Below are 15,098 nucleotides of genomic sequence, written 5' to 3'. Positions count from 1 at the left end.
CGAGCTCTCTAAATAGCTGCGCCTAATACCGCTACACTTTTGCCTGACCATGTTTTCCTCCGGGGAATGGGCTGGCGGTTTCCATAAAATGGCGGACCTTTTTCAGTAACTGCCACATTGAGCGGCACTGATGATTACGGGTTATCGTGTCATGAAGTGCCTGCCATAGCCGTTCCACATGATTCACCCACGGCGAGTAAACCGGCTGGTAAATTACCCTGAACTTGGGATTTGCTTTCAACCAGCGCTGTGTTTCGCGGCTTTTATGGATAATGTAGTTATCAACGATCAGCGTGATTGTTTTCGCCCGCCGGTAAGTGGCTTTCAGGTGCTTCAGCAGAGCGATAAACAGCGCTGAACTTTTGCTGTTGCCGCCCACGTAGCTGACTTTACCCGTGCCACTGTGCAGTGCGCCGGCCAGATAGTATTTTTCGTTCTGCCCCGGCGTCACTACCCGTTTCTGCTGTCCGCGCAACTGCCAGTCCGCACCGATTTTAGGATTAAGGTGGATATCCACTTCATCTTCATAAAATACCGGATGCTCTGCGCTGCATTCATCCAGCGCTTTGTGGATTACCGCCATCTTTTCATCTTTATGTGGGTCACGGATACGCAGAGTTGGCGCGGCCCTGCGCCATACAAGCCCCGCAGATGGCAACCAGCGGCGAACGGTTCCTGCATGTAACTGGCAACCGGTTATCTCATTGATTTTTAATGCCAGTAATTCGGTGCTCCAGCGTGAACGTTGATAACCAAAATCGCCGGGAGAATGCTTTATCAGCTCACGTAACAGGGTGCAGATATGTTCAAAAGGCCAGCGTCGGGAGCGCCCTGCGGGTAAGGATTTCAGGCCTTCAATACCTGAGTGCGTAAACCAGTTAATCCAGCGACCAACGGATGAACGAGCACAACAGAGAGTTCTGGCAACATCGCTGACCCGTTCACCCCGATGAAGCATCAGCATGGCCGTGAGTCTGCGGGCATGATTTTTATCGCGCGTTTTATGAATAGCTTTCTGCATCAGGCGTCGTTCGCCACGGGGTATTGGTGCTATGATCGGCATCGCTCAGTCCGGTTGGTGGTTTTGGTTGGTTTGGCGATTGATCAGATCGCACAATCCGGGCTGAGTTCCCTTTCAGTGATCTACTATTCCGCGCATCTATTTAGATTAATTATTGGAGACTATCATGAAGTTTGAGAAGTCACAGGCAGCAGTTGACCGCCTGACCCCCGAGCAACGCCGGATTACCCAGGATTCGGGGACCGAAAGGCCCTTCACGGGTGAGCACAACGACAACAAGGAGCCTGGCATCTACGTCGACATAGTGTCGGGAGAGCCGCTGTTCGCTTCAACGGACAAGTTCGATTCGGGTACTGGCTGGCCCAGCTTCACCAAGCCGATCGTTCCGGCAAACGTGAACGAGGTGCGGGACAGTGCACACGGCATGGTCCGGACGGAGGTCAGGTCGGTACACGCCGACAGCCATCTGGGCCACGTTTTCCCGGACGGTCCTTCCGACCGCGGCGGTCTGCGCTACTGCATCAACTCTGCGTCCCTTCGCTTCATCCCGCGCGACGAGATGGAGTCCGAGGGATACGGTGAATATCTCGATCAAGTAGAGGAGGCTTAACATGCATCAGCGCGCTGTTCTCGCAGGAGGATGTTTCTGGGGCATGCAGGATCTGATCCGCAAGCGGCCCGGCATCATCTCGACCCGTGTGGGTTACACGGGCGGCGATATTCCGAACGCCACGTATCGTAATCACGGCACGCATGCCGAGGGGATCGAGATTGTCTTCGACCCGACAGTGACGAGCTACCGGCACATCCTGGAATTCTTCTTCCAGATCCACGATCCGACGACGCTGAACCGCCAGGGCAATGATCGTGGGCTCTCCTACCGGTCGGGCATCTATTATGTCGACGAGGAGCAGAAGCGCGTCGCCGAGGATACGATCGCCGATGTGGATGCCTCGGGGCTGTGGGATGGCAAAGTGGTGACCGAGGTCCAGCCGGTCGGCGAGTTCTGGGAGGCCGAGCCCGATCACCAGGATTATCTGGAGAAGCGGCCGGGCGGCTACACCTGCCACTTCGTCCGTCCCGACTGGGTTCTTCCAAAGCGGCATGAGGCCGGCGATGTGAGCCCTGCGGCCGGGGCTGCAGCGGAATAGGCTTCGCTGCCGTTAGTGCCGCGCCGATCCGGTTCGCAACCTCCGACGACCGCGTCAATCGACGCGGTCGTCGAACCCGGCCTTGAAGCAGATCATTCCATTCAGCCGCCGTCGCAGTGCCAGGATCCAGATATGACAGACCTCTCCTCCTTTCCCATCACGCAGCGCTGGCCAGCATCTTATCCGGATCGCTTGCAACTATACGCGGCCCCCACGCCCAACGGCGTCAAGGTCTCGATGATGCTGGAGGAGACTGGCCTGCCGTATGAGCCCCACTTCGTCGACATCTCGAACAACGAGTCGAAGGATCCAGCGTTCGTGTCGTTGAATCCCAACGGCCGCATACCCGCGATCATCGATCCGGCTGGCCCTGACGGCCAGCCCATTGGCATATGGGAAACCGGTGCGATCCTCATCTATCTGGCCGACAAGACGGGGCAGCTCATCTCAACAACACCCGCCCAGCGGTACGAGACTCTGGCCTGGGTGTTCTTTCAGGTGTCGGGCGTTGGGCCGACCTTCGGACAGCTAGGCTTTTTCCTGCGATTTGCCGGCAAGGACTATGAGGACAAGCGACCTCGGCAGCGCTTTGTTGATGAATCCAGGCGTCTTCTCGGGGTCCTGGATCACCGGCTGGAGGGCCGCGAATGGATTGTCGATGATTACTCGATCGCGGACATTGCGACGTTTGGCTGGGTGAATGCGCTGGTCGAATTCTACGCAGCGGGCGACATCCTCGGCCTAAGCAGCTATTCGAACGTGCAGGCATGGCTCGAACGCGGGCTGGCGCGACCGGCTGTACAGCGTGGCCTGCGAATTCCTGCGAGGCCTGCATGGGGTCGTCTCAGAAAACGGAAAATAAAGCACGCTAAGCCGGTTGCAGCGGCCGTAGCGGCCTGAACTTGCCCGCGCCGATCTTGGCGCTGCTGCGCCAGAGGTAATCGCCGGTCAGGTTGATGTGCTCCCAGCCGAGCGGCGACAGGTACTGCAACAGGCCGTCATCGACGGCTTGACCGTGGCCACGCAAGGCGTTCGCGGCCCGCTCCAGATAGACCGTGTTCCATAGCACGATGGCCGCCGTCACCAGGTTGAGGCCGCTGGCCCGGTAGCGCTGCTGCTCGAAGCTGCGGTCGCGGATTTCCCCCAGGCGGTTGAAGAACACGGCGCGGGCCAGCGCGTTGCGCGCCTCGCCTTTGTTCAGCCCGGCATGCACGCGGCGGCGCAGCTCGACGCTTTGCAGCCAGTCCAGGATGAACAGTGTGCGCTCGATGCGTCCCAGCTCACGCAGGGCGACGGCCAGGCCGTTCTGGCGCGGGTAGCTGCCAAGCTTCCTGAGCATCAGCGAGGCCGTCGCCGTGCCCTGCTTGATCGAGGTGGCCATCCGCAGGATTTCATCCCAATGGGCGCGGACGTGCTTGATGTTGAGCGTGCCGCCGATCATCGGTTTCAACGCCTCGTAGGTGGCATCGCCCTTCGGGATGTAGAGCTTGGTGTCGCCCAGGTCACGAATGCGCGGGGCGAAGCGGAAGCCCAGCAGGTGCATCAACGCGAAGACGTGGTCCGTGAACCCTGCCGTGTCGGTGTAGTGCTCCTCGATCCGCAGGTCGGATTCGTGATACAGCAGGCCGTCGAGCACGTAGGTCGAGTCGCGCACGCCGACGTTCACGACCTTGGTGTGGAACGGCGCGTACTGGTCGGAGATATGGGTGTAGAACGTCCGCCCTGGGCTGCTGCCGTATTTCGGATTGATGTGGCCGGTGCTCTCGGCCTTGCTGCCGGTGCGGAAGTTCTGGCCGTCCGACGATGACGTGGTGCCGTCGCCCCAATGCCCGGCGAAGGGATGTCGGAACTGCGCGTTGACCAGCTCGGCCAGTGCCGCCCCGTAGGTTTCGTCGCGGATGTGCCAGGCTTGCAGCCAGGCCAGCTTGGCGTAGGTCGTGCCGGGGCACGATTCCGCCATCTTGGTCAGGCCCAGGTTGATCGCGTCGGCGAGGATCGTGGTCAGCAACAGGTTTTTGTCCTTGGCCAGGTCGCCTGACTTCAGGTGGGCGAAGTGCCGGGTGAAGCCCGTCCATTCGTCTACCTCCAGCAGCAATTCGGTGATCTTGACGTGCGGTAGGATCATCGCCGTCTGGTCGATCAGGGCCTGTGCGGTATCGGGCACCGCCGCATCGAGCGGCGTGATCTTCAGGCCCGACTCCGTGATGATGGCGTCCGGCAGCTCGTTGGCCAGCGCCATGCGGTTGACGGTGGCGAGCTGCGTTTCCAGCAGCGTCAGCCGGTCATGCAGGTACTGGTCGCAATCGGTGGCCACGGCCAGCGGCAATCGGTGGCCACGGCCAGCGGCAATTCGCTGGCCTGCTTGAGGCTGGCGAATTTCGCGGGCGGCACCAGGTAGTCCTCGAAGTCCTTGAACTGGCGCGAGCCTTGCACCCAGATGTCGCCGGAGCGCAGCGCGTTCTTCAGCTCCGACAGCGCGCACAGTTCGTAGTACGCCGGTCGATGCCGGTGTCGGTCATCACCAGCTTCTGCCAGCGCGGCTTGATGAACTCGGTCGGCGCGTCGGTGGGCACCTTGCGGGCGTTGTCGCTGTTCATGCTGCGCAGCACCTCGATGGCGTCGAGTACGTCCTTGGCGGCGGGCGCGGCCCGCAACTTGAGCACGTCGAGAAATTCCGGCGCGTAGCGGCGCAGCGTGGCGTAGCTCTCGCCGATGCGGTGCAGGAAATCGAAGTCCTCGGGTTGCGCGAGCCGCTGCGCTTCGGTGACGCTCTCGGCGAAAGCATCCCAGGACATGACGGCCTCGATGGCGGCGAACGGATCGCGGCCCGCTTGCTTGGCCTCGATCAGCGCCTGGCCGATGCGCCCGAACAGCCGCACCTTGGCATTGATCGCCTTGCCGGATGCCTGGAACTGCTGCTGATGCTTGTTCTTGGCGGCATTGAACAGCTTGCCCAGGATGCGGTCATGCAGGTCGATGATTTCGTCGGTGACGGTGGCCATGCCCTCGATGGCGAGCGCCACCAGGGTCGCGTAACGCCGCTGCGGCTCGAACTTCGCCAGGTCGGCGGGCGTCATCTGGCCGCCCTCGCGGGCGATCTTGAGCAGCCGGTTCTGGTGAACCAGCCGCTCGATGCCGGAGGGCAGGTCGAGCGCCTGCCACGCCTTGAGGCGTTCGATGTGTTCCAGCATGTGCCGCGAGTTCGGTTTGACCGGGGATTGCCGCAGCCAGGCCAGCCACGTCGTCTTGCCGTTGTCGCGGCGCTTGAGCAGATCGTCGAGGCGACGGCGATGCACGTCCGTCAGCGGCTCAGCCAAGGCGTCGTAGAGACGCCGGTTGGCGCGGGTAATCGCTTCGGCGCTCGCCCGCTCGACGGCGTTGAGGGCGGGCACAATGACCGACTGCCGCCGCAGGTGCTCGATCAAGGCTCTGGCCAGCACGATGCCCTTGTCGGTTTGCATGGCCAGCTCGGTCAGCAACTGGACAGCCTGCCGGTAGTGGCCAATCGTGAACGGCTGGAAGCCGAACACCGTTTGCAGCTCGACCAGGTGCTCGCGTCGGGTCTGCTCACGCTGCCCGTACTCGTCCCAGCTTTCGATGCCGACCTTGAGCTGGTTGGCGACCAGTCTCAGCAATGGCGGGAACGGTGGCTCATCAGCGCCAAGGATGACGCCGGGAAAGCGCAGGTAGCAGAGCTGCACCGCGAAGCCCAGCCGATTGGCCGGGTCGCGCCGCTGCCGGATGATGGAGAGGTCGCTTTCGCTGAACGTGTAGTGACGGATCAACTCATCCTTGGTGTCCGGCAACGCCAGCAGGCTTTCGCGCTCGGCGGCGGAGAGGATCGAACGGCGGGGCATGCGGTTTCCTTCTTCTTGAAAACGTAGGTTTGTGACAAGCCCGCCAAGGCAACCGGCGCGGCACGGGAATCAAGGCATTGCGATTCTCGAAAATAGTTCTTGAAATTCTATTCTTGATTGCATATCATCTCAACGAGTTTCGATAAGAAAGGATGCGCATGCGACCGTCTGTTGTGCTTGACATGAAGCGAAGCGCAGTGCGTGAAGCGGTAGGCCGCTTTCGCGCCGCGAACCCGCGCGTCTTCGGCTCGGTGCTGCATGGCACCGACCGGGATGGCAGCGACCTCGACCTGTTGGTCGATGCGCTGCCCGGTGCCACGTTGTTGGACTTGGGCGATTTGGAAGAAGAACTGAAATCGCTGCTCGGCGTTGACGTCGATCTGCTGACTCCCGGCGACCTGCCGCCGAAGTTCCGGGCCAAGGTGCTCGCGGAGGCGCAACCGATATGAGCGAGAACCGCCTGCCCGATTACCTCGACCACATTCAGCAGGCCGCAACCGATGCGCGCAGCTTCGTGGAAGGGATGGCCAAGGACGACTTCTTGGCCGACAAGCGCACCCAGCAGGCCGTCATCATGAGCCTGATCGTCATCGGCGAGGCGGCCACAAAGGTGATGGATGGCTACGTCGAGTTCACCCAGGCGCATGCCGACGTGCCGTGGCGCAGCATGCGCAATATGCGTAATCGCATGGCTCACGGCTATTTCGACATCAACCTCGATGTGGTGTGGGAGACGGTACAGGAATGGCTGCCGGCGTTGCTCCAGCAATTGCCCGCCGTGCGTCAGGATGCCGACGATGAAGACCGTAACGACAACTGTGAAAGAGGGATCTCCGATGACTGTTGAATCGAGAATATTTTCTGTAGCCGAGTATGTTCAGCCGTCCGAAGGCGAGCCTATTCGTTCCGTTGTGCTTGAAACCCGAGACTCAATTATCGTGGTTTGGCATGTCCATCCCGGGCAGGAAATTGCGGCTCACATTCATCCTCACGGCCAAGACACGTGGACTGTTTTGTCGGGAATGGCTGATTACTTTCAGGGCAATGGGATTGTTCGTGCCCTCAGGGAAGGTGAGATAGCCGTGGCAAGACCGGGCCAAGTGCACGGGGCGCGAAATACAGGTACCGAGCCATTTGTGTTAGTCTCGGTTGTGGCATCAGCCAATGCCGGTTTCGTATTGGCTGAGCGATAGAGCCCAATCTCTGGAGTTGGTCCAATGAGCGGTCGGGGAGATAGGTAACAGACATGCAGCGGACACGGCTGCTAAACCAGGTCGCAAACCTCCTTGCGTCGCAGCGTGCCGCAAGCGACGCGATCAATCGAATGGGGTCGGCATGAGACTGAACACCATCCAGTTCCCGACCGCGTAGCCGCCTGTCCTGCCGATCAGGTCTTGACCATCGACGCCTGGGATCAGTCCTGAATGTTCTTGGAGACCACTACGTTATGAGCCGCAGCCGCCGCAAAACACCCATCGTCGGGCACACGACCTGCGGCAGCGAGCGCGAGGACAAGAAGCTCTGGCATCAGCGCTGGCGCACCCGTGAGCGCACGGCGCTGACCAGCGCGTCGCCCGAAGCCCTGAGCGCCCATCTGCCCCTGCTGGAAAACCAGGCCAGCAGCGTCTGGTCGATGGGCAAGGATGGCCGCTCCTACTGGCCCGTCAAGCGCCAGGCCGCCACGGCGGATCGCATCGCCAATCACAAGGGACGCAACCCGCAAGAACGCGCCTCCCTGAAAAAGCGCCTGCTGCGCAAGTGGATGAGCAAATGAAGCTCTCCTTCCATCAGCACATTGCGCTGTTCTGGATGATCGGTGCTCCGGGCGTCTTCGCGCCCGTGATCGAGAACGCCAAGCGGCCCGATGCCGGCGCCGTCATGGCGTGGGGTGTCGCGATCGTGGCGGTGATGATCCTCTTCACCCCTTTGCTGCTGCGCTGTCCACCATTCCGGCGCTGGTATGGCCGGACGGATGCGCTGTCGGAGCGGCAGCGCCAGGCGCTTGCCGAGCGCGGCCTGCGCCGCTACTACCAGACCGCTTTCGATGACGGCTACGTGCCCCGCGTGATGCCCTACGTGTGGCGCATCATCTGGACGGTCGGCGGGTTGATGGCTGTGACCGCCGTACTGCCTACCAACACCGGACGGCCAGCCTTCGATGCCTTGGTGGTCTTCTCGACCTGGTATCCGATAGGCGTGATGCTGCTGGTTTTCGCGTCGAGGCCCCTTGGCCGGTTGATTCGCCAAAGAGCACAGGAGCGGCGGAAATGAGCACGTCAACCATCGAGGCGCTGGCCAGCGCCTGGGCAAGGATTGCCGAGGAAGCGGAATTCCCCGCTGACTACGAGGGGACTGCCACACCACAAGCGCATCGGGCTAGCGAAGCTATTCAGGAGCAGATTCGGGAGCGCATCGTCGCCACCAACGACATGCGGCTGTTCAGCCTGCTGCACCTGCTGGGTCAGGCGTCGCTGCGCATGGAGCAAGCGCTGTGGCCGGAGGATTACGAGCGGATGACGCGCGAGGTTGAGGAAGCCCTGCGGCAAGCCACCGACGCCAACGCCAGATCGTACACCCACGAAGAAGTGATGCAGGCGATGCAGGAACGCATCGACCGGGCGCGAGACAAGCCATGTTGATTGGCTATGCGCGCGTCTCGACGCAGGATCAGAACCTGGAGCTGCAACGCGAAGCCTTGAGCAAGGCCGGATGTAAAAAGGTCTTCGAGGACAAGGTGAGTGGCACGCGGGCAGACCGGCCTGGCTTGGCCAAGACGCTCGAAATGCTGCGCGAAGGCGATACTTTGGTCGTCTGGAAGCTCGACCGGCTGGGCCGGTCGGTCAAGCAACTGGTCGATCTGGTCGGCGATCTGCACAAGCACGGTGTCCAGTTCAGGAGCCTCACCGACTCCATCGACACCGGCACACCATCCGGGCGGTTCTTCTTCCACGTCATGGCGAGCCTTGCCGAAATGGAGCGCGAGCTGACCGTCGAGCGCACCCGCGCCGGGCTGGAAGTCGCCAAGCAGCTCGGCCGCAAAGGCGGCCGCAAGCCGAAGATGACCGACAGCAAGATCGAGTCGGCCAAGAAGCTGCTGGCCAGCGGGGTGCCGCCCAAGGACGTGGCCAAGAACCTCGGCGTGTCCATTCCGACGCTGTACCGCTGGGTGCCAGCCTCCACGCACGCTTAGCGTGCTTTATTTTCCGTTTTCTGAGACGACCCCTGCATGACCATTATCGCCGCATATTATTACAACGAAGGTAAGCGAGTCCGTGAAATCAGGCTCGATGAGCACGTCGAACTAAACGAGAATCGCTCGGGCTTCTGCTGGATCGCGCTTAGCGAGCCCACCGCAGACGAACTCAGCGCGATCCAGACGACGTATAACCTCCATCCTTTGGCGATCGACAACGCCATGCACCCGCTGTGCCCGCCCAAGCTCGAGGTCTACAACGATGAGTTGTACGTCGTCGCCCAGACCGCCGAGCTGGTCGGCGACCGGATCAGCTACGGCAAGATGGCGATCTTCACCGGTCACAATCACCTTATCACCGTGCGGCACGGCAATGCCGGAGCGCTGGGCAAACTTCGGGAGCAACTCGAGGCATCGCCGACGCAGTTCGGCAAGGGTGTCGACTATGTGCTGCACGCGATCTTGCACCGAGTGGTCGACCAGTATCTGCCCATCTTCGAAATGATCGAGGACGACGTCCTGGCGATGGAGCGACGGTCGCTGCACGATTTCCTCGAGCCAGAAGAGGTGGCGCGAATCTTCGAACTAAGGTCCGAACTCACGCGGTTCCAGCGCACGCTCGGGGCTATGGCCGAGCTGGTGCGAAAGCTCGTTCGCGGCCACTTTCCCTGCATCAGCGCCGAAATGACACCATATTTCCACGACGTCGCGGACCATGTCCACCGCGTGCAGTCCATGGTCGACGGCCTCCTGCTTGTCCTGTCCACGGTCTTCGAGGCCAGCAGCCTTCTGGAAGCGCAAAGGATCGGTGTGGTCACTCGCCAGCTCGCGGCCTGGGCGGCGATCTTGGCGGTCCCGACGGCGATCGCCGGAATATATGGCATGAACTTCAAGCACATGCCGGAACTGGACACGCCATATGGCTACTTCGTCGTGCTCGGAGTGATAGCGGTGTTCTGCCTTCTCCTATTCATGCGCTTCAAGAAGGCCAAGTGGCTATGAGTAACGCACTTCGCGAGCTTCTCCGTCCGCCGAGTCACAGCGCGCTTTGTGCGCGAGCGTGTCCAATCCAGTTCAAGATGAAGGTGCTTCCATGACCTCCCAGGTGACCGACGTTCTAGAAGCAGTCCAGTCATTCATCGCCAAAGGCTATGACCGCGAATACCGCGTCAAGGACGGCAATCTCGTCGATCTCGAACTAGGGTCAACCCTCGATGCAGGGGTTTGAGAGCCAATGGAACGAAAACGTACGCTAAGAAGTTAATTCATTGTTTAAATTGAAATTTAGTTCTCTCAGTTCCCCCTTCAAAATATCCTCCGGTAGCGTAAACGTATAATGCCCCAGCATATTGATATGCCCGTGCATCAGTGGGGACAACCGGGCGATATCTTCAACCCCGATTTCTTCTCCATTACTGCGTATCCAGCTCAGGGCTTCCTGCATATAAAGTGTGTTCCACAGTACCACTGCGTTAGTGACCAGGCCCAGTGCCCCCAGCTGATCTTCCTGACCTTCACGATAGCGCTTTCTGATCTCACCGCGCTGCCCGTAGCAGATCGCCCTCGCCACAGCATGGCGGCCTTCCCCCCGGTTTAGCTGCGTCAGGATCCGCCGACGATAATCCTCATCATCAATATAATTAAGAAGGTACAGCGTCTTGTTGACGCGCCCCACTTCCATGATCGCCTGTGCCAGCCCTGATGGGCGCGAGCTTTTCAGCAAAGAGCGAATGAGTTCTGAAGCATGAATGGTGCCCAGTTTCAGCGAACCGGCGGTTCGCATCATCTCATCCCACTGATCCTCGGCTTTCGACAGATCGGCACAACCACGTGCCAGTTCGTCCAGTGCACCGTAATTTGCCGATTTATCCACTCGCCAGAATACCGCTTCACCGGCATCGGCAAGCCGGGGGGAAAACTGGTATCCCAGCAGCCAGAAGAGGCCAAAAATAATGTCGCTGGTACCGGCTGTGTCTGTCATGATCTCAACCGGATTCAGCCCTGTCTGCTGCTCCAGAAGGCCTTCCAGCACAAAAATGGAATCTCGTAATGTGCCGGGGACAACGATGCCGTGGAATCCAGAGTACTGATCAGAGACGAAGTTGTACCAGGTGATGCCACGTCCGGAACCAAAATATTTTCTGTTAGGTCCTGAATTGACGGTTTTCACCGGCGTGACAAAGCGCATGCCATCAGCTGAAGCCACTTCGCCACCACCCCAGCGGCCAGCAAGCTCCAGTGTGGACTGAAAATCAACCAGGCGGGCATTGGCGCTGACCAGCGTTTCTGCCCGGAGGTAATTCTGTTTTACCCAGCTAAGCCGGTGGCGCGTCAGCGCCGGTATATTGTGCTTTATCAGCGGTTCCAGCCCGATATTGCAGGCCTCTGCCATCAGGACCGCGCACAGGCTGATGTGCAGATCCTGTGCCCGGGCCCCGGATTCACTGACATGCGTAAACTCACGTGTAAATCCCGTTCTGGCATCTATTTCAAGCAACAGTTCCGTCAAATCTACTGGCGGGAGTAGCAGCCTTACCCGACTGTTGAGACGATGCAACGATGTTGGCTCCTCCAGTTTCTCCAGGCTGCTGATAGTCAGGGAAGGATGTTTACCGTCATGGCAAATATGAACCTCCGCATTTCCTTCAAAGCGGGATGCGACGGTTTTCCAGGTTTCATCTAGCTGGACCGCCAACTGTTGCACGCCTTTATGTCCATCAGTGGGATGTCCCAGCGCCCGGCAAACGGGGACCCGCTGAGCCTGCCATTCTTCCCCCTGCAACAGCTTCTCGCGGGGATTTCCCCAGCGATCGCTGTTTTCGAGCCAGATGTCCCTTCGACGTAGTGCATCCTGAAGGCGCTCCAGCAGACAAAGCGAGTAACCGGCACGCTGTATCCGGCCCTCCGCATCGTATACCAGGCGTTTCCAGGGGCCGGTAATAATATGTTCAGGCGCATTGTCCAGGATGCGCTTTTTCGAGCAGTTCAGTTCGGTCAGATAATGAATGGCGGACAACGTATGTTCTCCGGCTGGCGCTGCCTGGAAATGCAGGTCGCGCAATACCGCCGGAAGAAAGCGCTTTACCCGCCCGTACTGCTCCACCATTTCGTCATGGAAATTGTTGTTCTGAGGCCGGGCCAGCTCATTTACCTTGCAGACGGATTCTGCCAGCCTGCTTTTCGGTATGCTGTTGAATATGGTCTCCCTCAGTTCAGCATCGTCAGCCTGTTCATCCAGCAACAATGAACATGCCCGCGCCAATATTAGCGCAGCACGATCAAGATCTTTAAGCGTCCTGAGCCGTTTTTTCTGCCCCGTTTTCTTCGCCGCACGAGTGATATCCAGTATCAGCATATCGAGCACATCAACGGCCTCATCCAGCGCCGCAGTCTCCTGCGCTTTAACGAATGCTGTGAGTACGGCCAGTTTTCTCTGCTGTGGCATTCGCGCGATATATTTTACCGACGCCATGCCTGCGTAACGGGCCAAATTACGCAGTTGTATAGCAGGCAGACCGGTAAAATTCAGTCGGGAAAATTCCAGGTTTCGCAGCCGGATATACCGCTCCAGCGCTTCGGTAAATGCCGGGCCGCTGACGGTGACCGGTCCCTTTTTCAGTTGCTCCAGCGGTGAAGTACGCTGCCCCTCAGGAATGTCCAGAAGCTCCGTCACGCGGGCGGTCTGCCAGCTGTCCGGCAACGCGGCCAGTTTCTTCCACAGCCGCTGATTTGCCCGTTCGCGTATTTCACTGACGAGACGTACAAGTGTGGTTGCTCCGGGCAGCAGGACCTTATTCTGAAGCAGCCACGCGGTGGCAAAATCAAACATAAGGCCGGGTCGCTCATTACTGAGCCATGCGCGGGTGTACAGCAGGCGCTTCAGGCGGAAAGACCAGGGGAAATCGCCAAATTCATGGTAACCGTAATATTCCTTAATCAGCGCAGTATGCTCTCTGAGGGTGGTAACCCGTTCTGCGTAGCGGGTAAGGACTTCTGGACGGCGAATATTAAGCTGCACCGCGACAAATTGCTGAACACCTGGCAGAACCCGGGTTAAGTCTGTCAGAAAGGTGCCCAGAAAACGGGCGGTGGTGAGCTGAAGCGCAATTCCCAGCCGGTTATGCCTTCCCCGCCGCTGGTTAATGAAGGCAAGATCCCGCTCATCAAGATGAAAATAGCGCGCCAGCTGCACGTCATTGGGTTCTGCAACATAGCGACCATAATTCAGTTCCTGCTCAGTGGTCAGAAAATCGACGGGCATACCGGCCTCCCTGCCTGATGGTCATGAATTAACAATTTCGCAACCGTCCGAAATATTATAAATTCTCGGACACACTAAAATGGTGTTGTCTAGGTGTCTATTAAATCGATTTTTTGTTATAACAGACACCCACTGTCCGATATTTGATTTAGGATACATTTTTATGCGACTTTTTGGTTACGCACGGGTATCAACAAGCCAGCAGTCCCTCGATATTCAGATCAAGGGGCTTAAAGAGGCGGGGGTGAAAGCCAGTCGCATATTTACCGACAAAGCATCCGGCAGTTCTACCGACAGGAAAGGACTGGATCTGCTGCGAATGAAGGTGGAGGAAGGTGACGTCATCCTGGTGAAGAAACTCGACCGGCTTGGCCGCGACACTGCCGATATGATCCAACTGATAAAAGAATTCGACGCTCAGGGAGTCGCGGTCCGATTCATAGACGACGGGATCAGCACCGACGGTGAAATGGGGAAAATGGTTGTGACCATTCTTTCAGCTGTAGCCCAGGCCGAACGCAGGAGGATTCTGGAGCGTACGAACGAAGGACGGCAGGAGGCCAGGCTGAAAGGTATCCGGTTTGGCCGAAAGCGCATCATCGACAGAAATAGTGTACTGGCACTTCATCAGCAGGGAACTGGTGCAACAGATATTGCCCGCCGGCTCAGTATTGCCCGTTCCACTGTTTATAAAATTCTGGAAGATGAGAGCCGGGTTAATCTGAGCAAAATTTGAGGACGAACATGAGTGATGTAAAGGCATTCAACAATTGCATGAGTGTGTTCTGGCGACAGCATGAAGCCGAATTCTCTCGCTTTCTGACATCGAAGACAGGTGATAGCGAAAAAGCAGCAGACCCGGAGAAGACGAAGGTGATTATCGTGACGCTTGCCGAAACGACACCTGTACTGGAAGCCGCTAACCTGCAGCAGGATCTACGCCGAGCTGGCATCGAGCCGTGGGCATGGGTCGTTAATAACAGCCTGGCAGCTGCTCAACCGTCTTCGCCTTTCCTGAAGATCAGGGCGAACCGCGAGCTGCCTCTCATCTCTGATGTGGAAGAGCAGTATGCAAAGCGTATTGCATTAACAGCGCTACAGAGCGAAGAGCCGGTTGGTATTGACCTGCTGGAAGAAATGGCGAAGTAATAATGAAGGGGGCAAATGCCCCCTTCGTCTTTATTTCAGTCTTTTACCTGAATCATCAACGACTTTTTCACCGTCTTCCTTGGTGAAAGCCGCTTTCTGGGCATCTGGAAGGATATCGAGAACAACCTCTGAAGGACGGCAAAGTTTAGTTCCCAGTGGCGTCACTACGATCGGACGGTTGATCAGAATCGGATGCTGTAGCATAAAGTCGATGAGCTGGTCGTCAGTAAATTTATCTTCTGCAAGACCCAGTTCCTCATACGGCTCGACGTTCTTACGCAGCAAAGCCCGGACGGAAATGCCCATATCCGCAATGAGTTTGAGCAGCTCATCGCGTGAAGGTGGAGTCTCAAGGTAAAGAATAACGGTCGGCTCGATACCGCTGTTGCGGATCATCTCCAGCGTATTACGCGACGTGCCGCAGGCTGGGTTGTGATAAATGGTGATGTTGCTCATATCAGTATCT

16 protein-coding genes and 2 pseudogenes are annotated in these 15,098 nt (G+C 58.5%); 14 read left to right on the top strand and 4 right to left on the bottom strand.

Translation table 11 applies throughout. The features are described from left to right. Positions 1–31: 31 nt before the first annotated feature. Positions 32–1,063: an IS630-like element ISEc33 family transposase gene (locus tag QOT07_RS25545; protein WP_032425611.1), complete on the bottom strand. Its 1,032-nt coding sequence runs from the start codon at positions 1,061–1,063 to the stop codon at positions 32–34. 124 nt (positions 1,064–1,187) lie between these two features. Between QOT07_RS25545 and msrB the strand changes: the two genes are divergently transcribed. From msrB to QOT07_RS25530, 3 genes and pseudogenes are all read left to right on the top strand, one after another. Then, the gene (gene msrB / locus QOT07_RS25540) at positions 1,188–1,631 is read left to right on the top strand and encodes a peptide-methionine (R)-S-oxide reductase MsrB (RefSeq protein ID WP_004099035.1); all 444 of its coding nucleotides are present in this window, start codon (positions 1,188–1,190) and stop codon (positions 1,629–1,631) included. A gap of 1 nt (position 1,632) precedes the next feature. After that, positions 1,633–2,172, top strand: a complete 540-nt coding sequence (msrA, locus tag QOT07_RS25535) for a peptide-methionine (S)-S-oxide reductase MsrA (RefSeq protein ID WP_004099036.1) — start codon at positions 1,633–1,635, stop codon at positions 2,170–2,172. Positions 2,173–2,304: 132 nt separating this feature from the next. Continuing rightward, positions 2,305–3,006, top strand: a pseudogene (locus QOT07_RS25530) (glutathione S-transferase N-terminal domain-containing protein); the annotation flags it as partial. A gap of 34 nt (positions 3,007–3,040) precedes the next feature. Here the strand turns inward: QOT07_RS25530 and QOT07_RS25525 are convergent. Beyond that, positions 3,041–6,029: pseudogene (locus tag QOT07_RS25525) on the bottom strand (Tn3-like element ISPa38 family transposase). Positions 6,030–6,187: 158 nt separating this feature from the next. Between QOT07_RS25525 and QOT07_RS25520 the strand changes: the two are divergent. The 9 genes from QOT07_RS25520 to QOT07_RS25480 all read left to right on the top strand — a co-directional run bounded on the left by QOT07_RS25520 (position 6,188) and on the right by QOT07_RS25480 (position 10,450). After that, a complete protein-coding gene (locus QOT07_RS25520) occupies positions 6,188–6,478 on the top strand; it encodes a nucleotidyltransferase family protein (protein WP_001247892.1) in 291 nt (96 codons plus the stop codon). Further along, entirely contained in the window at positions 6,475–6,876 is a 402-nt protein-coding gene (locus QOT07_RS25515) for a HepT-like ribonuclease domain-containing protein (protein ID WP_001293886.1), read from the top strand. The genes QOT07_RS25520 and QOT07_RS25515 overlap by 4 nt, the downstream gene beginning before the upstream one ends. After that, positions 6,866–7,222 (top strand): cupin domain-containing protein, encoded by a 357-nt coding sequence (locus QOT07_RS25510; protein ID WP_000215515.1) that lies wholly within the window; start codon positions 6,866–6,868, stop codon positions 7,220–7,222. The genes QOT07_RS25515 and QOT07_RS25510 overlap by 11 nt, the downstream gene beginning before the upstream one ends. A 254-nt stretch (positions 7,223–7,476) precedes the next feature. Beyond that, positions 7,477–7,803, top strand: coding sequence for a hypothetical protein (locus tag QOT07_RS25505; RefSeq protein WP_003100858.1), 327 nt, complete (start codon positions 7,477–7,479; stop codon positions 7,801–7,803). Continuing rightward, positions 7,800–8,300 carry a hypothetical protein gene (locus QOT07_RS25500; protein WP_003100856.1) on the top strand — a complete coding sequence of 167 codons (501 nt, stop codon included), beginning with the start codon at positions 7,800–7,802 and terminating at the stop codon, positions 8,298–8,300. Before QOT07_RS25505 ends, QOT07_RS25500 begins: the two co-directional genes overlap by 4 nt. Continuing rightward, positions 8,297–8,668: a hypothetical protein gene (locus tag QOT07_RS25495; RefSeq protein WP_003100853.1), complete on the top strand. Its 372-nt coding sequence runs from the start codon at positions 8,297–8,299 to the stop codon at positions 8,666–8,668. Before QOT07_RS25500 ends, QOT07_RS25495 begins: the two co-directional genes overlap by 4 nt. Then, complete coding sequence (locus tag QOT07_RS25490) at positions 8,662–9,219, top strand: recombinase family protein (protein WP_003100847.1); 558 nt, start codon at positions 8,662–8,664, stop codon at positions 9,217–9,219. Before QOT07_RS25495 ends, QOT07_RS25490 begins: the two co-directional genes overlap by 7 nt. Positions 9,220–9,255: 36 nt before the next feature. Beyond that, positions 9,256–10,224 (top strand): magnesium and cobalt transport protein CorA, encoded by a 969-nt coding sequence (locus QOT07_RS25485; RefSeq protein ID WP_032640602.1) that lies wholly within the window; start codon positions 9,256–9,258, stop codon positions 10,222–10,224. A 91-nt stretch (positions 10,225–10,315) separates the two neighbouring features. Next, complete coding sequence (locus QOT07_RS25480) at positions 10,316–10,450, top strand: hypothetical protein (protein ID WP_283604502.1); 135 nt, start codon at positions 10,316–10,318, stop codon at positions 10,448–10,450. Between the two features lie 24 nt (positions 10,451–10,474). Here QOT07_RS25480 and QOT07_RS25475 read toward each other — a convergent pair whose 3' ends face one another. Further along, positions 10,475–13,483, bottom strand: a complete 3,009-nt coding sequence (locus QOT07_RS25475) for a Tn3 family transposase (protein ID WP_012817690.1) — start codon at positions 13,481–13,483, stop codon at positions 10,475–10,477. Between the two features lie 163 nt (positions 13,484–13,646). Between QOT07_RS25475 and QOT07_RS25470 the strand changes: the two genes are divergently transcribed. After that, positions 13,647–14,219, top strand: coding sequence for a recombinase family protein (locus QOT07_RS25470; protein ID WP_001556711.1), 573 nt, complete (start codon positions 13,647–13,649; stop codon positions 14,217–14,219). An 8-nt stretch (positions 14,220–14,227) separates the two neighbouring features. Then, positions 14,228–14,632: an ArsA-related P-loop ATPase gene (locus QOT07_RS25465; protein WP_004118313.1), complete on the top strand. Its 405-nt coding sequence runs from the start codon at positions 14,228–14,230 to the stop codon at positions 14,630–14,632. Between the two features lie 30 nt (positions 14,633–14,662). Here QOT07_RS25465 and arsC read toward each other — a convergent pair whose 3' ends face one another. Next, a complete protein-coding gene (arsC, locus tag QOT07_RS25460; RefSeq protein WP_000065758.1) occupies positions 14,663–15,088 on the bottom strand; it encodes a glutaredoxin-dependent arsenate reductase in 426 nt (141 codons plus the stop codon). Between the last annotated feature and the right edge of the window lie 10 nt (positions 15,089–15,098).

The sequence above is a fragment of the Serratia proteamaculans genome (genome assembly GCF_949794035.1).
GTDB classification, from domain to species: Bacteria; Pseudomonadota; Gammaproteobacteria; order Enterobacterales; family Enterobacteriaceae; genus Serratia; species Serratia proteamaculans.
The sequence above is the reverse complement of the archived record's forward strand: the minus strand, read 5'-3'. Positions and strand labels throughout refer to the sequence as shown.

What these genes read in the sequence shown, in the direction of transcription:
- QOT07_RS25485 (WP_032640602.1), top strand. Translation starts at nt 9,256, where the DNA reads ATGACCATTATCGCCGCATATTATTACAACGAAGGTAAGCGAGTCCGT.
- QOT07_RS25500 (WP_003100856.1), top strand. Translation starts at nt 7,800, where the DNA reads ATGAAGCTCTCCTTCCATCAGCACATTGCGCTGTTCTGGATGATCGGT.
- QOT07_RS25475 (WP_012817690.1), bottom strand. Translation starts at nt 13,483, where the DNA reads ATGCCCGTCGATTTTCTGACCACTGAGCAGGAACTGAATTATGGTCGC.
- arsC (WP_000065758.1), bottom strand. Translation starts at nt 15,088, where the DNA reads ATGAGCAACATCACCATTTATCACAACCCAGCCTGCGGCACGTCGCGT.
- msrB (WP_004099035.1), top strand. Translation starts at nt 1,188, where the DNA reads ATGAAGTTTGAGAAGTCACAGGCAGCAGTTGACCGCCTGACCCCCGAG.
- msrA (WP_004099036.1), top strand. Translation starts at nt 1,633, where the DNA reads ATGCATCAGCGCGCTGTTCTCGCAGGAGGATGTTTCTGGGGCATGCAG.
- QOT07_RS25495 (WP_003100853.1), top strand. Translation starts at nt 8,297, where the DNA reads ATGAGCACGTCAACCATCGAGGCGCTGGCCAGCGCCTGGGCAAGGATT.
- QOT07_RS25505 (WP_003100858.1), top strand. Translation starts at nt 7,477, where the DNA reads ATGAGCCGCAGCCGCCGCAAAACACCCATCGTCGGGCACACGACCTGC.
- QOT07_RS25465 (WP_004118313.1), top strand. Translation starts at nt 14,228, where the DNA reads ATGAGTGATGTAAAGGCATTCAACAATTGCATGAGTGTGTTCTGGCGA.
- QOT07_RS25545 (WP_032425611.1), bottom strand. Translation starts at nt 1,063, where the DNA reads ATGCCGATCATAGCACCAATACCCCGTGGCGAACGACGCCTGATGCAG.
- QOT07_RS25510 (WP_000215515.1), top strand. Translation starts at nt 6,866, where the DNA reads ATGACTGTTGAATCGAGAATATTTTCTGTAGCCGAGTATGTTCAGCCG.
- QOT07_RS25470 (WP_001556711.1), top strand. Translation starts at nt 13,647, where the DNA reads ATGCGACTTTTTGGTTACGCACGGGTATCAACAAGCCAGCAGTCCCTC.
- QOT07_RS25480 (WP_283604502.1), top strand. Translation starts at nt 10,316, where the DNA reads ATGACCTCCCAGGTGACCGACGTTCTAGAAGCAGTCCAGTCATTCATC.
- QOT07_RS25515 (WP_001293886.1), top strand. Translation starts at nt 6,475, where the DNA reads ATGAGCGAGAACCGCCTGCCCGATTACCTCGACCACATTCAGCAGGCC.
- QOT07_RS25490 (WP_003100847.1), top strand. Translation starts at nt 8,662, where the DNA reads ATGTTGATTGGCTATGCGCGCGTCTCGACGCAGGATCAGAACCTGGAG.
- QOT07_RS25520 (WP_001247892.1), top strand. Translation starts at nt 6,188, where the DNA reads ATGCGACCGTCTGTTGTGCTTGACATGAAGCGAAGCGCAGTGCGTGAA.